At 46.3% G+C, this 16878-nt stretch carries 6 protein-coding genes, 9 tRNA genes and 5 rRNA genes; all 20 read left to right on the plus strand.

The genetic code is table 11. The features are described 5' to 3' along the window. Positions 1 to 130: 130 nt before the first annotated feature. The 20 genes from QNH29_RS00560 to disA all read left to right on the plus strand — a co-directional run bounded on the left by QNH29_RS00560 (position 131) and on the right by disA (position 16845). A 23S ribosomal RNA gene (locus QNH29_RS00560) occupies positions 131 to 3067 on the plus strand. A 73-nt stretch (positions 3068 to 3140) separates the two neighbouring features. After that, positions 3141 to 3256, plus strand: a 5S ribosomal RNA gene (rrf, locus tag QNH29_RS00565). Positions 3257 to 3266: 10 nt separating this feature from the next. Beyond that, positions 3267 to 3342 (plus strand) — tRNA-Val (locus tag QNH29_RS00570). Positions 3343 to 3378: 36 nt separating this feature from the next. Beyond that, positions 3379 to 3454, plus strand: a tRNA-Thr gene (locus tag QNH29_RS00575). 100 nt (positions 3455 to 3554) lie between these two features. Then, positions 3555 to 3630: transfer RNA gene (locus QNH29_RS00580), tRNA-Lys, on the plus strand. 34 nt (positions 3631 to 3664) lie between these two features. Continuing rightward, positions 3665 to 3749: transfer RNA gene (locus tag QNH29_RS00585), tRNA-Leu, on the plus strand. Between the two features lie 35 nt (positions 3750 to 3784). Beyond that, positions 3785 to 3859 (plus strand) — tRNA-Gly (locus QNH29_RS00590). 9 nt (positions 3860 to 3868) lie between these two features. Further along, positions 3869 to 3957, plus strand: a tRNA-Leu gene (locus QNH29_RS00595). Between the two features lie 26 nt (positions 3958 to 3983). Further along, positions 3984 to 4060 (plus strand) — tRNA-Arg (locus QNH29_RS00600). Positions 4061 to 4067: 7 nt separating this feature from the next. Then, positions 4068 to 4144: transfer RNA gene (locus QNH29_RS00605), tRNA-Pro, on the plus strand. 20 nt (positions 4145 to 4164) lie between these two features. Further along, a tRNA-Ala gene (locus tag QNH29_RS00610) sits at positions 4165 to 4240 on the plus strand. A 170-nt stretch (positions 4241 to 4410) separates the two neighbouring features. Beyond that, positions 4411 to 5960: ribosomal RNA gene (locus tag QNH29_RS00615) — 16S ribosomal RNA — on the plus strand. A gap of 196 nt (positions 5961 to 6156) precedes the next feature. Beyond that, positions 6157 to 9093, plus strand: a 23S ribosomal RNA gene (locus tag QNH29_RS00620). Positions 9094 to 9166: 73 nt separating this feature from the next. Further along, positions 9167 to 9282 (plus strand): 5S ribosomal RNA (gene rrf, locus QNH29_RS00625). The 16S, 23S and 5S rRNA genes sit together here with 9 tRNA genes alongside, the layout of an rRNA operon. Positions 9283 to 9725: 443 nt before the next feature. Next, a complete protein-coding gene (locus QNH29_RS00630; RefSeq protein ID WP_283863002.1) occupies positions 9726 to 10187 on the plus strand; it encodes a CtsR family transcriptional regulator in 462 nt (153 codons plus the stop codon). 29 nt (positions 10188 to 10216) lie between these two features. Beyond that, complete coding sequence (gene mcsA, locus QNH29_RS00635; protein ID WP_283863003.1) at positions 10217 to 10765, plus strand: protein-arginine kinase activator protein McsA; 549 nt, start codon at positions 10217 to 10219, stop codon at positions 10763 to 10765. A 1-nt stretch (position 10766) separates the two neighbouring features. After that, entirely contained in the window at positions 10767 to 11840 is a 1074-nt protein-coding gene (mcsB, locus tag QNH29_RS00640; RefSeq protein ID WP_283863004.1) for a protein-arginine kinase McsB, read from the plus strand. Positions 11841 to 11853: 13 nt separating this feature from the next. Continuing rightward, complete coding sequence (clpC, locus tag QNH29_RS00645) at positions 11854 to 14295, plus strand: ATP-dependent protease ATP-binding subunit ClpC (RefSeq protein WP_283863005.1); 2442 nt, start codon at positions 11854 to 11856, stop codon at positions 14293 to 14295. Between the two features lie 90 nt (positions 14296 to 14385). Further along, complete coding sequence (gene radA / locus QNH29_RS00650; RefSeq protein WP_283863006.1) at positions 14386 to 15768, plus strand: DNA repair protein RadA; 1383 nt, start codon at positions 14386 to 14388, stop codon at positions 15766 to 15768. Positions 15769 to 15771: 3 nt separating this feature from the next. Continuing rightward, the gene (gene disA / locus QNH29_RS00655) at positions 15772 to 16845 is read left to right on the plus strand and encodes a DNA integrity scanning diadenylate cyclase DisA (RefSeq protein ID WP_283863007.1); all 1074 of its coding nucleotides are present in this window, start codon (positions 15772 to 15774) and stop codon (positions 16843 to 16845) included. The last annotated feature ends 33 nt before the right edge of the window (positions 16846 to 16878 follow it).

The following is a 16878-nucleotide window of genomic DNA, read 5'->3' on the forward strand; positions in this document are numbered from 1 at the left end:
GGAGCAATTCTCTCAAAGCTTTTTTTAATCGTTCTTTGAAAACTAGATAATCGTAAGAAGAAGTCAAAGTAAAACCGAGAATCGCCATTTTAGTTTTTCTCTCTTATTAAATTAAGAGTATAACCATTTAGGTTAAGTTAGAAAGGGCGCACGGTGGATGCCTTGGCACTAGGAGCCGATGAAGGACGGGACTAACACCGATATGCTTCGGGGAGCTGTAAGTAAGCTTTGATCCGGAGATTTCCGAATGGGGGAACCCACTGTTCGTAATGGAACAGTATCTTTACCTGAATACATAGGGTATTGAAGGCAGACCCGGGGAACTGAAACATCTAAGTACCCGGAGGAAGAGAAAGCAAACGCGATTCCCTGAGTAGCGGCGAGCGAAACGGGACATAGCCCAAACCAAGAGGCTTGCCTCTTGGGGTTGTAGGACACTCAACATGGAGTTACAAAGGAACGGGGTAGATGAAGCGATCTGGAAAGGTCCGTCATAGAAGGTAAAAACCCTGTAGTTGAAACTTCGTTCCCTCCTGAGTGGATCCTGAGTACGGCCGGACACGTGAAATCCGGTCGGAAGCTGGGAGGACCATCTCCCAAGGCTAAATACTCCCTAGTGACCGATAGTGAACCAGTACCGTGAGGGAAAGGTGAAAAGCACCCCGGAAGGGGAGTGAAAGAGATCCTGAAACCGTGTGCCTACAAGTAGTCAGAGCCCGTTCATGGGTGATGGCGTGCCTTTTGTAGAATGAACCGGCGAGTTACGATCCCATGCAAGGTTAAGTTGAAGAGACGGAGCCGCAGCGAAAGCGAGTCTGAATAGGGCGAATGAGTATGTGGTCGTAGACCCGAAACCAGGTGATCTACCCATGTCCAGGGTGAAGTCCAGGTAACACTGGATGGAGGCCCGAACCCACGCACGTTGAAAAGTGCGGGGATGAGGTGTGGGTAGCGGAGAAATTCCAATCGAACTTGGAGATAGCTGGTTCTCTCCGAAATAGCTTTAGGGCTAGCCTCACGTTGTAAGAGTCTTGGAGGTAGAGCACTGTTTGGACTAGGGGCCCTCATCGGGTTACCGAATTCAGACAAACTCCGAATGCCAAAGACTTATCCGTGGGAGTCAGACTGCGAGTGATAAGATCCGTAGTCAAAAGGGAAACAGCCCAGACCACCAGCTAAGGTCCCAAAGTTTACGTTAAGTGGAAAAGGATGTGGAGTTGCTTAGACAACCAGGATGTTGGCTTAGAAGCAGCCACCATTTAAAGAGTGCGTAATAGCTCACTGGTCGAGTGACTCTGCGCCGAAAATGTACCGGGGCTAAACGTAACACCGAAGCTGTGGATTGACACCGTTGGTGTCAGTGGTAGGAGAGCGTTCTAAGGGCGTTGAAGCTAGACCGTAAGGACTGGTGGAGCGCTTAGAAGTGAGAATGCCGGTATGAGTAGCGAAAGATGGGTGAGAATCCCATCCACCGTATGCCTAAGGTTTCCTGAGGAAGGCTCGTCCTCTCAGGGTTAGTCGGGACCTAAGCCGAGGCCGAAAGGCGTAGGCGATGGACAACAGGTTGATATTCCTGTACCACCTCTTTATCGTTTGAGTGATGGGGGGACGCAGGAGGATAGGGTAAGCGCACTGCTGGATATGTGCGTGTAAGCAGTTAGGCTGGTGAATAGGAAAATCCGTTCACCTTAAGGCTGAGCTGTGATGCCGAGGGAAATATAGTACCGAAGTTCCTGATTCCACACTGCCAAGAAAAGCCTCTAGCGAGATAAAAGGTGCCCGTACCGCAAACCGACACAGGTAGGCGAGGAGAGAATCCTAAGGTGAGCGAGAGAACTCTCGTTAAGGAACTCGGCAAAATGACCCCGTAACTTCGGGAGAAGGGGTGCTTTTTGAGGTGAATAGCCTCGAAGAGCCGCAGTGAATAGGCCCAGGCGACTGTTTAGCAAAAACACAGGTCTCTGCGAAGCCGCAAGGCGAAGTATAGGGGCTGACGCCTGCCCGGTGCTGGAAGGTTAAGAGGAGGGGTTAGCTGCTAAGCGAAGCTCTGAATCGAAGCCCCAGTAAACGGCGGCCGTAACTATAACGGTCCTAAGGTAGCGAAATTCCTTGTCGGGTAAGTTCCGACCCGCACGAAAGGCGTAACGATCTGGGCACTGTCTCAACGAGAGACTCGGTGAAATTATAGTACCTGTGAAGATGCAGGTTACCCGCGACAGGACGGAAAGACCCCGTGGAGCTTTACTGTAGCCTGATATTGAATTTTGGTACAGCTTGTACAGGATAGGTAGGAGCCTGAGAAACCGGAGCGCCAGCTTCGGTGGAGGCGTCGGTGGGATACTACCCTGGCTGTATTGAAATTCTAACCCACACCCCTCATCGGGGTGGGAGACAGTGTCAGGTGGGCAGTTTGACTGGGGCGGTCGCCTCCTAAAGAGTAACGGAGGCGCCCAAAGGTTCCCTCAGAATGGTTGGAAATCATTCGCAGAGTGTAAAGGCACAAGGGAGCTTGACTGCGAGACCTACAAGTCGAGCAGGGACGAAAGTCGGGCTTAGTGATCCGGTGGTTCCGCATGGAAGGGCCATCGCTCAACGGATAAAAGCTACCCCGGGGATAACAGGCTTATCTCCCCCAAGAGTCCACATCGACGGGGAGGTTTGGCACCTCGATGTCGGCTCATCGCATCCTGGGGCTGTAGTCGGTCCCAAGGGTTGGGCTGTTCGCCCATTAAAGCGGTACGCGAGCTGGGTTCAGAACGTCGTGAGACAGTTCGGTCCCTATCCGTCGTGGGCGCAGGAAATTTGAGAGGAGCTGTCCTTAGTACGAGAGGACCGGGATGGACGCACCGCTGGTGTACCAGTTGTCTTGCCAAAGGCATCGCTGGGTAGCTATGTGCGGACGGGATAAGTGCTGAAAGCATCTAAGCATGAAGCCCCCCTCAAGATGAGATTTCCCATAGCGTCAAGCTAGTAAGAACCCTGAAAGATGATCAGGTTGATAGGTCAGAGGTGGAAGCGCGGTAACGTGTGGAGCTGACTGATACTAATCGTTCGAGGACTTAACCAATATTAAGGTGAACTCGTTTTACAAACTTCTTCTGAAATTATCTAGTTTTGAGGGAATGAAACCTCAAAAACAGTCTGGTAATAATGGCGAGAAGGTCACACCCGTTCCCATACCGAACACGGAAGTTAAGCTTCTCAGCGCCGATGGTAGTTGGGACTTTGTCCCTGTGAGAGTAGGACGTTGCCAGGCTGTATTATATGGAGGATTAGCTCAGCTGGGAGAGCATCTGCCTTACAAGCAGAGGGTCGGCGGTTCGATCCCGTCATCCTCCACCATAATATCTAGCAATAATGAAAATATTGCTTATTAATGCCGGTTTAGCTCAATTGGTAGAGCAACTGACTTGTAATCAGTAGGTTGGGGGTTCAAGTCCTCTAGCCGGCACCATGCTTCTTACTTCGTTGAATTAAATCAGTGGAAGCATACGCAAAATCCCGACGGGATTTTAAGCAAAAAGAACTAGTTTCTTTTATACGAATAATTTTTTGAGCCATTAGCTCAGTTGGTAGAGCATCTGACTTTTAATCAGAGGGTCGAAGGTTCGAGTCCTTCATGGCTCACCAGAATTTTTTACGGTAGTAAAATAATTTTCCATATGCGGGTGTGGCGGAATTGGCAGACGCACCAGACTTAGGATCTGGCGCCGCAAGGCGTGGGGGTTCGACTCCCTTCACCAGCACCAAGATTTTTTGCGAAGCGAAATAATTTTCCATATATGCGGAAGTAGTTCAGTGGTAGAACACCACCTTGCCAAGGTGGGGGTCGCGGGTTCGAATCCCGTCTTCCGCTCCATAGTAAGTTGCCGGGGTGGCGGAACTGGCAGACGCACAGGACTTAAAATCCTGCGGTAGGTGACTACCGTACCGGTTCGATTCCGGTCCTCGGCACCATTCATACTAATTAATAATAAAATATTGCGCCCGTAGCTCAATTGGATAGAGTGTCTGACTACGGATCAGAAGGTTATGGGTTCGACTCCTTTCGGGCGCGCCATTTTTTACGGGAAGTAGCTCAGCTTGGTAGAGCACTTGGTTTGGGACCAAGGGGTCGCAGGTTCGAATCCTGTCTTCCCGACCATTCACTTAATCTAATAAATTGGGGCCTTAGCTCAGCTGGGAGAGCGCCTGCTTTGCACGCAGGAGGTCAGCGGTTCGATCCCGCTAGGCTCCACCAAAATAATAAATTAATATGTTGACAATGTTACATTACATCTGTTAAGATATTAAAGTCGCTAACACGACAACATATTGTTCTTTGAAAACTAAACAAACAAGAACGTCAACAAACAATTTTTTAGCTTTTTAAAAAGCTAAGCCAACGTAACAAAATGAGCTATATCAACTTTCTTGGAGAGTTTGATCCTGGCTCAGGACGAACGCTGGCGGCGTGCCTAATACATGCAAGTCGAGCGAATCTTGAGGTGCTTGCACCTCTTGGTTAGCGGCGGACGGGTGAGTAACACGTGGGCAACCTGCCTGTAAGACTGGGATAACTTCGGGAAACCGGAGCTAATACCGGATAATCCTTTTCCTCTCATGAGGAAAAGCTGAAAGTCGGTTTACGCTGACACTTACAGATGGGCCCGCGGCGCATTAGCTAGTTGGTGAGGTAACGGCTCACCAAGGCGACGATGCGTAGCCGACCTGAGAGGGTGATCGGCCACACTGGGACTGAGACACGGCCCAGACTCCTACGGGAGGCAGCAGTAGGGAATCTTCCGCAATGGACGAAAGTCTGACGGAGCAACGCCGCGTGAGCGATGAAGGCCTTCGGGTCGTAAAGCTCTGTTGTTAGGGAAGAACAAGTACCGGAGTAACTGCCGGTACCTTGACGGTACCTAACCAGAAAGCCACGGCTAACTACGTGCCAGCAGCCGCGGTAATACGTAGGTGGCAAGCGTTGTCCGGAATTATTGGGCGTAAAGCGCGCGCAGGCGGTCCTTTAAGTCTGATGTGAAAGCCCACGGCTCAACCGTGGAGGGTCATTGGAAACTGGGGGACTTGAGTACAGAAGAGGAAAGCGGAATTCCACGTGTAGCGGTGAAATGCGTAGAGATGTGGAGGAACACCAGTGGCGAAGGCGGCTTTCTGGTCTGTAACTGACGCTGAGGCGCGAAAGCGTGGGGAGCAAACAGGATTAGATACCCTGGTAGTCCACGCCGTAAACGATGAGTGCTAAGTGTTAGAGGGTTTCCGCCCTTTAGTGCTGCAGCTAACGCATTAAGCACTCCGCCTGGGGAGTACGGCCGCAAGGCTGAAACTCAAAGGAATTGACGGGGGCCCGCACAAGCGGTGGAGCATGTGGTTTAATTCGAAGCAACGCGAAGAACCTTACCAGGTCTTGACATCCTCTGACACTCCTAGAGATAGGACTTTCCCCTTCGGGGGACAGAGTGACAGGTGGTGCATGGTTGTCGTCAGCTCGTGTCGTGAGATGTTGGGTTAAGTCCCGCAACGAGCGCAACCCTTGATCTTAGTTGCCAGCATTCAGTTGGGCACTCTAAGGTGACTGCCGGTGACAAACCGGAGGAAGGTGGGGATGACGTCAAATCATCATGCCCCTTATGACCTGGGCTACACACGTGCTACAATGGATGGTACAAAGGGCTGCAAGACCGCGAGGTTTAGCCAATCCCATAAAACCATTCTCAGTTCGGATTGCAGGCTGCAACTCGCCTGCATGAAGCCGGAATCGCTAGTAATCGCGGATCAGCATGCCGCGGTGAATACGTTCCCGGGCCTTGTACACACCGCCCGTCACACCACGAGAGTTTGTAACACCCGAAGTCGGTGGGGTAACCGCAAGGAGCCAGCCGCCTAAGGTGGGACAGATGATTGGGGTGAAGTCGTAACAAGGTAGCCGTATCGGAAGGTGCGGCTGGATCACCTCCTTTCTAAGGATAATGCAGTCCTTATGGACTGATAAGAAGTTGACCGTTACTTGTTTGTTTAGTTTTGAGGGAGCAATTCTCTCAAAGCTTTTTTTAATCGTTCTTTGAAAACTAGATAATCGTAAGAAGAAGTCAAAGTAAAACCGAGAATCGCCATTTTAGTTTTTCTCTCTTATTAAATTAAGAGTATAACCATTTAGGTTAAGTTAGAAAGGGCGCACGGTGGATGCCTTGGCACTAGGAGCCGATGAAGGACGGGACTAACACCGATATGCTTCGGGGAGCTGTAAGTAAGCTTTGATCCGGAGATTTCCGAATGGGGGAACCCACTGTTCGTAATGGAACAGTATCTTTACCTGAATACATAGGGTATTGAAGGCAGACCCGGGGAACTGAAACATCTAAGTACCCGGAGGAAGAGAAAGCAAACGCGATTCCCTGAGTAGCGGCGAGCGAAACGGGACATAGCCCAAACCAAGAGGCTTGCCTCTTGGGGTTGTAGGACACTCAACATGGAGTTACAAAGGAACGGGGTAGATGAAGCGATCTGGAAAGGTCCGTCATAGAAGGTAAAAACCCTGTAGTTGAAACTTCGTTCCCTCCTGAGTGGATCCTGAGTACGGCCGGACACGTGAAATCCGGTCGGAAGCTGGGAGGACCATCTCCCAAGGCTAAATACTCCCTAGTGACCGATAGTGAACCAGTACCGTGAGGGAAAGGTGAAAAGCACCCCGGAAGGGGAGTGAAAGAGATCCTGAAACCGTGTGCCTACAAGTAGTCAGAGCCCGTTCATGGGTGATGGCGTGCCTTTTGTAGAATGAACCGGCGAGTTACGATCCCATGCAAGGTTAAGTTGAAGAGACGGAGCCGCAGCGAAAGCGAGTCTGAATAGGGCGAATGAGTATGTGGTCGTAGACCCGAAACCAGGTGATCTACCCATGTCCAGGGTGAAGTCCAGGTAACACTGGATGGAGGCCCGAACCCACGCACGTTGAAAAGTGCGGGGATGAGGTGTGGGTAGCGGAGAAATTCCAATCGAACTTGGAGATAGCTGGTTCTCTCCGAAATAGCTTTAGGGCTAGCCTCACGTTGTAAGAGTCTTGGAGGTAGAGCACTGTTTGGACTAGGGGCCCTCATCGGGTTACCGAATTCAGACAAACTCCGAATGCCAAAGACTTATCCGTGGGAGTCAGACTGCGAGTGATAAGATCCGTAGTCAAAAGGGAAACAGCCCAGACCACCAGCTAAGGTCCCAAAGTTTACGTTAAGTGGAAAAGGATGTGGAGTTGCTTAGACAACCAGGATGTTGGCTTAGAAGCAGCCACCATTTAAAGAGTGCGTAATAGCTCACTGGTCGAGTGACTCTGCGCCGAAAATGTACCGGGGCTAAACGTAACACCGAAGCTGTGGATTGACACCGTTGGTGTCAGTGGTAGGAGAGCGTTCTAAGGGCGTTGAAGCTAGACCGTAAGGACTGGTGGAGCGCTTAGAAGTGAGAATGCCGGTATGAGTAGCGAAAGATGGGTGAGAATCCCATCCACCGTATGCCTAAGGTTTCCTGAGGAAGGCTCGTCCTCTCAGGGTTAGTCGGGACCTAAGCCGAGGCCGAAAGGCGTAGGCGATGGACAACAGGTTGATATTCCTGTACCACCTCTTTATCGTTTGAGTGATGGGGGGACGCAGGAGGATAGGGTAAGCGCACTGCTGGATATGTGCGTGTAAGCAGTTAGGCTGGTGAATAGGAAAATCCGTTCACCTTAAGGCTGAGCTGTGATGCCGAGGGAAATATAGTACCGAAGTTCCTGATTCCACACTGCCAAGAAAAGCCTCTAGCGAGATAAAAGGTGCCCGTACCGCAAACCGACACAGGTAGGCGAGGAGAGAATCCTAAGGTGAGCGAGAGAACTCTCGTTAAGGAACTCGGCAAAATGACCCCGTAACTTCGGGAGAAGGGGTGCTTTTTGAGGTGAATAGCCTCGAAGAGCCGCAGTGAATAGGCCCAGGCGACTGTTTAGCAAAAACACAGGTCTCTGCGAAGCCGCAAGGCGAAGTATAGGGGCTGACGCCTGCCCGGTGCTGGAAGGTTAAGAGGAGGGGTTAGCTGCTAAGCGAAGCTCTGAATCGAAGCCCCAGTAAACGGCGGCCGTAACTATAACGGTCCTAAGGTAGCGAAATTCCTTGTCGGGTAAGTTCCGACCCGCACGAAAGGCGTAACGATCTGGGCACTGTCTCAACGAGAGACTCGGTGAAATTATAGTACCTGTGAAGATGCAGGTTACCCGCGACAGGACGGAAAGACCCCGTGGAGCTTTACTGTAGCCTGATATTGAATTTTGGTACAGCTTGTACAGGATAGGTAGGAGCCTGAGAAACCGGAGCGCCAGCTTCGGTGGAGGCGTCGGTGGGATACTACCCTGGCTGTATTGAAATTCTAACCCACACCCCTCATCGGGGTGGGAGACAGTGTCAGGTGGGCAGTTTGACTGGGGCGGTCGCCTCCTAAAGAGTAACGGAGGCGCCCAAAGGTTCCCTCAGAATGGTTGGAAATCATTCGCAGAGTGTAAAGGCACAAGGGAGCTTGACTGCGAGACCTACAAGTCGAGCAGGGACGAAAGTCGGGCTTAGTGATCCGGTGGTTCCGCATGGAAGGGCCATCGCTCAACGGATAAAAGCTACCCCGGGGATAACAGGCTTATCTCCCCCAAGAGTCCACATCGACGGGGAGGTTTGGCACCTCGATGTCGGCTCATCGCATCCTGGGGCTGTAGTCGGTCCCAAGGGTTGGGCTGTTCGCCCATTAAAGCGGTACGCGAGCTGGGTTCAGAACGTCGTGAGACAGTTCGGTCCCTATCCGTCGTGGGCGCAGGAAATTTGAGAGGAGCTGTCCTTAGTACGAGAGGACCGGGATGGACGCACCGCTGGTGTACCAGTTGTCTTGCCAAAGGCATCGCTGGGTAGCTATGTGCGGACGGGATAAGTGCTGAAAGCATCTAAGCATGAAGCCCCCCTCAAGATGAGATTTCCCATAGCGTCAAGCTAGTAAGAACCCTGAAAGATGATCAGGTTGATAGGTCAGAGGTGGAAGCGCGGTAACGTGTGGAGCTGACTGATACTAATCGTTCGAGGACTTAACCAATTTAAGGTGAACTCGTTTTTACAACTTCTTCTGAATTATCTAGTTTTGAGGGAATGAAACCTCAAAAAAACAGTCTGGTAATAATGGCGAGAAGGTCACACCCGTTCCCATACCGAACACGGAAGTTAAGCTTTTCAGCGCCGATGGTAGTTGGGACTTTGTCCCTGTGAGAGTAGGACGTTGCCAGGCACACGAAGCACAACCTGATAAAGGTTGTGCTTTTTTGTATCTCCTAAAGGAAAAAGCTATTAAATAATATGATGAAATAAGATTCGTGCCCGTTCGACAATAATTTTAGAGAAAATGGTAACGAATAGAGACTATTCGTGCCCGTGTAATGACACTTTTCAAAAAAACGGTAAAGAATAGCTTTTATTCATGCCCATGAAGCCTACTTTTTAGAAAAAACGGTAAGGAATAGAAGAAGCCCGCCAAACACATCAATTACCTCCAACCAATCCATCCCGCACGCAAATCCAGTACTAATCTCCTAAAAACAAATTAATATACTTAAACAGGTTTCACACCTGCGAAATATGGAGAAAATCATTAGTAGCATGTTGTTTGCAACTACATAAAATTTTCAGTATAATTAATGTCAAATATAGTCAAAGTCAGAAGGAGGTGGGAAGATGAGAAACATCTCCGATATTATTGAAAAGTATTTAAAACAAGTATTAGAAATGAGTGAAAAAGAGCTTGTTGAAATTAAACGCAGTGAGATTGCGGATAAGTTTCAATGTGTTCCATCACAAATCAATTATGTCATAAATACACGCTTTACCATTGAACGAGGATATATCGTGGAAAGTAAACGCGGGGGAGGCGGATATATTCGAATCATGAAGGTTCAATCCCATGATTCAGTCGACTTAATTGATCATTTGTTGTCACTCATTGATAATCGGATTGCCCAAACTACTGCAGAAGATGTGATTTACAGACTGGTACATGAGGAGATAATTACAAAACGAGAGGCAAAAATAATGTTAAGTGTTATTGACCGTTCAGTCCTTTATATTGATCTTCCATTCCGAGACGAACTACGAGCTAGAATGTTAAAAGCGATGTTAACATCATTGAAATATAAATAATTTAAACCAGCTAGAGAGGTGAAATAAAAATGATTTGCCAGGAATGTAATCAAAGGCCTGCTGCGCTGCATTTTACAAAAATCGTTAACGGTGAAAAAACCGAAGTAAACCTTTGTGAAAAATGTGCCCAAGAAAAAGGTGAAATGTTTATGTTTACTGGAGGATCAGGTTTTACTTTTAATAACCTATTGGCCGGTCTATTAAATATTGATCCTACTGTTCAAAAGCAAAATCAAAATACGTTTCATCAAGAAGAAGTACTTCAATGTAATAGATGTTCAATGACATTTCCACAATTTATTAAAGTGGGACGTTTCGGATGTGCGCATTGCTCTGAAACGTTTAAGGAACAGCTCCCACCGGTCTTAAGGAGACTTCACAGCGGAAATTGGACCCATAACGGTAAAATTCCTAAGAGAATTGGTGGGGGAATTCACCTTAAGAAGCAAGTTGAAAATCTTAAAAATGAATTAAAAGAATTAATTCAACAAGAGGAATTTGAAAAAGCTGCTAAGATTCGAGATGAAATTCGCACTCTAGAAAAAGAATTACCTGGCAGCAGTAAGGGAGGGGAATAACGTGTCGCTTGAACGTTTTATCAATCAAGCAGTCAGCTCGTGGATGAGCGAGGAGGGACCTGATTCAGATATCGTCCTTAGTTCCCGAATCCGTTTAGCCCGAAACTTCGAGAACTTTAAATTTCCAACACTATTTTCGCATGAAGAAGCACAATCAATCATTTTAAAAATGGAAGAAATCTTGCGTGATTCTAACTTCACAAAGTTTGGACAAATGGATTTACTGAAAATCGATGACATACAGCCTCTTCAGAAAAGGGTTTTGGTAGAAAAGCATTTAATTAGTCCTAATTTAGCTGAAGACTCACCTTATGGTGCCGTTCTATTAACCGAAAACGAAGAAGTTAGTATTATGATTAACGAAGAGGATCACATTCGTATTCAGTGTTTGTTTTCTGGGTTGCAATTAACGGAGGCGTTGGAGGCTGCTAATGAAGTAGATGACTGGCTAGAAAGCCACATTCACTTTGGCTTTGATGAGAAGTATGGCTATCTTACAAGCTGCCCTACAAACGTCGGAACAGGACTTCGTGCTTCAGTAATGATGCATTTGCCAGGATTAATGTTAACACAGCAAATCAATCGTATTATTCCGGCTATTAATCAGCTGGGTTTAGTTGTTAGAGGGATCTATGGTGAGGGGAGTGAGGCACTCGGAAATATATTTCAAATCTCTAATCAAATTACTTTGGGAAAATCCGAAGAAGACATTTGCCGTGACCTTAAAGACGTTGTGAGTCAGTTAATTTCACAAGAAAGGTCCGCCCGTGAAGCATTACGCAAAACTTCAAACATACAATTAGAAGACAGAGTGTTTCGTTCCTATGGTGTGTTATCAAACTGTAGGATTATTGAAACAACAGAGGCGGCAAAGTGCCTATCAGATGTTCGACTAGGAATTGATATGGGATATATTGACCATCTGCCTAAGAATATATTAAATGAATTAATGATTTTAACTCAGCCGGGTTTCCTGCAGCAGTATGCAGGCGGGCATTTAAGAGCAAATGAAAGAGATATACGACGAGCAGCATTAATTCGTGAACGACTAAAAATGGAGCAGGATAAACAGTGAGGAGGAATGGAATATGATGTTTGGCCGTTTTACTGAAAGAGCTCAAAAGGTATTAGCATTAGCGCAAGAGGAAGCAATCCGACTTGGACACAATAATATTGGAACTGAACATATCTTATTGGGCTTAGTCCGAGAGGGAGAAGGCATTGCTGCCAAAGCACTTTATGGGCTTGGGCTGGGTTCTGAAAAAATTCAAAAAGAAGTGGAGTCGTTAATCGGCAAAGGCCAGGAAGCATCTCAAACGATTCACTACACACCAAGGGCGAAAAAGGTAATCGAATTATCTATGGATGAGGCTCGAAAATTAGGACATTCTTATGTGGGAACAGAGCATATCCTGCTTGGTTTAATCCGAGAAGGTGAAGGTGTTGCTGCGAGAGTTCTAAATAATCTTGGAGTAAGCTTAAATAAGGCTCGCCAGCAGGTATTACAATTACTTGGCAGTAATGAATCAGGTGGTCATCAGGGAGGGGCGTCAGTAAGTGCCAACACTCCAACGCTTGACAGCCTTGCAAGAGACTTAACTACCATTGCCAGAGAAGGAAGTTTGGATCCTGTTATTGGCAGAAGTAAGGAAATTCAGCGTGTCATTGAAGTATTAAGCCGCCGTACAAAAAATAATCCTGTGTTAATCGGTGAACCAGGTGTAGGGAAAACGGCTATCGCTGAAGGCCTTGCACAGCAAATTGTGAATAATGAAGTGCCGGAAATTCTTCGTGATAAGCGCGTTATGACGCTAGATATGGGTACGGTGGTTGCCGGTACTAAATACCGCGGTGAATTTGAGGACCGTTTAAAAAAGGTAATGGATGAAATTCGCCAGGCTGGTAACATCATTCTCTTTATTGATGAGTTACACACTTTGATCGGGGCAGGAGGGGCGGAAGGAGCCATTGATGCTTCTAACATCTTAAAGCCTTCCCTGGCACGTGGAGAGCTCCAATGTATCGGTGCAACGACACTAGACGAATATCGAAAATATATTGAAAAAGATGCGGCATTAGAACGTCGTTTCCAGCCAATTCGTGTTGACGAACCAACGGCTGAAGAATCCATTCAAATTTTAGAAGGTCTTCGTGACCGTTATGAAGCACATCACCGAGTTTCCATTACGGATGAAGCTATTGAAGCAGCGGTAAAATTGTCTGATCGCTATATTTCTGACCGGTTCCTTCCGGATAAAGCAATTGACTTAATTGATGAAGCGGGTTCAAAGGTTCGTTTACGTTCCTATACGACTCCGCCAAATTTAAAAGAATTAGAAGTGAAGTTAGAAGAAGTACGCAAAGAGAAGGATGCTGCCGTTCAAAGCCAGGAATTTGAAAAAGCGGCATCACTGAGAGATACGGAGCAGCGCCTTCGTGAGCAGCTTGAAGAAACAAAGAAAACGTGGAAAGAAAAGCAAGGAAAAGAAAATAGTGAAGTGACTGTAGAGGATATTGCAAGTGTAGTTTCAAGCTGGACGGGAATACCAGTTTCGAAGCTTGCTCAAACCGAAACGGCTAAATTACTTAACTTAGAGGAACTCTTACATTCACGAGTAATTGGCCAGGAAGAAGCCGTCAAGGCTGTTTCAAAAGCTGTCCGCCGTGCAAGAGCAGGCTTAAAGGATCCAAAACGTCCTATTGGCTCTTTCGTTTTCCTTGGTCCTACTGGTGTAGGGAAAACTGAATTGGCCAGAGCACTTGCTGAAGCAATGTTTGGTGATGAAGATGCCATGATTCGAATCGATATGTCGGAATATATGGAGAAGCATTCTACATCACGTTTGGTTGGATCTCCTCCAGGGTATGTGGGTTATGAAGAAGGCGGTCAATTAACGGAAAAGGTAAGAAGAAAACCATATTCCGTAATCCTGCTTGACGAAATTGAGAAGGCACATCCGGACGTATTCAATATCTTACTGCAAGTTCTTGAGGATGGCCGATTAACGGATTCTAAGGGAAGAACGGTTGACTTCCGTAATACGGTTTTGATTATGACTTCTAACGTTGGTGCAGAAGCGCTAAAACGAAATAAATATGTCGGCTTTAATATTCAAGATGGCGAACAGGATTATAAGGACATGAAGGGTAAGGTTATGGAAGAATTGAAAAAGGCTTTCCGTCCTGAATTCTTAAACCGTATTGATGAAATCATTGTCTTCCATGCTTTAGAGAAAAAGCATCTTGGAGAAATTGTTACTCTATTATCTGATCAGCTTGTAAAACGATTAAAAGAGCAGCATATTTCTTTAGAGTTAACCGAAGCTGCAAAGGATAAAATTTCGATTGAGGGTTATGATCCAGAATACGGTGCCCGTCCATTGCGCAGAGCTATTCAAAAGCATATTGAAGACCGTCTCTCTGAAGAACTGTTAAAAGGTACAGTATTAACAGGGCAGCATGTTATAATTGATGTTGATAATGGTGAGTTCTTAGTTAGAACGGCAGAAAAAACGACTCTAACTAAATAACCAGATGCGTTTTTAACAATTAAAAGGGGTACACGTTATATGTCTCGACCGTGTACCTCTTTTTCTATTTAGAGTCAGGAGTAGATAGTTATGGTCAAACGAAAAACGAAGTTTATGTGTCAGGAGTGTGGATATGAATCTCCTAAATGGCTGGGGAAATGTCCAGGGTGCGGGGAATGGAACAAAATGGTCGAGGAAGTTGAGGTAACAGGTGGAAATAGAAGAGGCGCCTTTGCCCATTCTCAGGGTGGGGCAACACTAGCTTCAAAACCAACACCGATTACAGCGATTGAATCCTTGTCAGAACCGAGAATACTAACCGAACTAAATGAACTTAACCGAGTTTTAGGCGGAGGCGTGGTAAAAGGATCGCTGGTTTTAATCGGTGGTGACCCCGGCATCGGTAAATCGACACTCCTATTACAAGTATCCTCACAGCTTGCTAATAAAGGGAATCAGGTCTTATACATATCTGGTGAGGAATCGCTGAGGCAAACAAAGCTTCGAGCTGAAAGACTAGGGATTAAATCTGAAAACCTGCTCGTATATGCTGAAACCAATTTAGACGAAATAAACCGGACGATTGAAAACTCAAATCCTAGCTTTGTGATTATTGATTCCATACAAACCGTTTTCCACCCGGAAGTAACTTCCGCACCAGGGAGCGTTTCTCAAGTACGTGAATGTACATCTGAATTAATGCGGATTGGAAAAACGAAAGGAATTGCTATCTTTATTGTTGGTCATGTAACAAAAGAAGGGTCCATTGCAGGACCAAGACTGCTCGAACACATGGTAGATACTGTTCTCTACTTTGAAGGGGAAAGGCATCATACGTATCGTATTTTACGTGCAGTAAAAAATCGTTTTGGATCAACCAATGAAATGGGTATCTTCGAGATGAAAGAATTTGGACTTGATGAGGTTGCAAATCCATCGGAAATTTTCCTTGAAGAGCGGTCACAAGGTGCTGCAGGCTCTACTGTGGTTGCCTCAATGGAAGGGACCCGTCCTGTACTAGTCGAAATCCAGGCGTTAATTTCTCCAACCAGTTTTGGAAACCCAAGAAGGATGGCAACGGGGATTGATCATAACCGTGTTCCCCTATTAATGGCCGTTTTAGAGAAGCGGATGGGAATGCTGCTTCAGAATCAAGATGCGTATCTTAAGGTTGCTGGAGGTGTGAAGTTAGACGAACCAGCTATTGATTTGGCCATTGTTGTTAGTATTGCTTCAAGCTTCCGCGATAAACCGACAAGGGCAACGGATTGTATTATAGGAGAGGTTGGGTTAACCGGAGAGGTTAGAAGAGTGTCCAGGATTGAACAGCGTGTTCAGGAAGCCGCAAAGTTAGGTTTCGAACGGGTTATTTTACCTGCTAATAATTTGAGCGGCTGGCAAGGTCCTAAAGGTGTAGAGTTAATTGGTGTGTCGACTGTAGCAGAAGCTTTAAAAGCAGTGTTAGGGGTGTAGAACATGGAGAATAAAAGGATGGGCGAACAAAATGTCAGTGAAGTTCTACAGTTTATAGCCCCAGGTACACCTATTCGGGAAGGAATTGATAATGTCTTACGAGCAAATACTGGAGGGCTTATTGTTGTCGGTTACAATGATAAGGTTAAAAGTATCGTCGATGGCGGCTTTCAAATTAATTGTCCCTTTTCGCCAAGTTATCTTTATGAGTTAGCAAAAATGGATGGTGCCATTATTTTAAATGAATTAGGTAATACCATTCTTATTGCGAATGCGCAGCTCGTCCCTGATTCTGATATTCCTGCCTCGGAAACAGGTATGCGGCATCGTACAGCTGAACGAGTGGCCAGACAAACAAAGGCATTAGTCATTGCTATATCTCAAAGACGAAATGTCATAACCTTATATCAAGGGAACTTTCGTTATGCCCTTAAAGATATTTCTGTCATTTTAACGAAGGCGAATCAGGCGATTCAAATGCTTGAAAAGTATAAGGTCGTCCTTGAGAGAAGTATTGCCGGGTTAAGTATTTTAGAGTTCGAAGAATCCGTTACATATAACGATTTCTTACTTGTTCTTCATCGATTTGAAATGGTGCTTAGAATTAAAAATGAACTTATCACTTACTTAAACGAATTAGGAACAGAAGGCCGGCTTATTCGGTTACAAATGAATGAAATATTGACAGATCTAGAAGAAGAGACTGCGCTGATTATTAAAGACTACGCACTCGATAGAGAGATCAAGTCAAACGATGTTCTCAAGCGCATGCAGTTGTTAACTAGTAACGGGTCATTAGATGATATAACAATATTGAAATTAATGGGGTATCAAGGGTATATTCCTCTTGATGAGAGCAAACATCCCCGAGGGTATCGGATTCTGAATAAAATCCCCCGTCTTCCAATTGTCATAATTGAAAACATAATTACTAACTTTGGCGGGTTTTCAAACATTGTATCAGCTTCTGTTGAAGAACTAGATGATGTTGAAGGCATTGGTGAAATCCGGGCGAAAAAAATCAAGGAAGGCCTGAGATTGATTAAAGAGAGATTATATACAGAGCGGCATTTATAGACTTATTTTAAGAATTAAAGCAGCAAATTTACG

The organism is Neobacillus sp. DY30, from assembly GCF_030123065.1.
Taxonomy (GTDB): domain Bacteria; phylum Bacillota; class Bacilli; order Bacillales; family Cytobacillaceae; genus Neobacillus.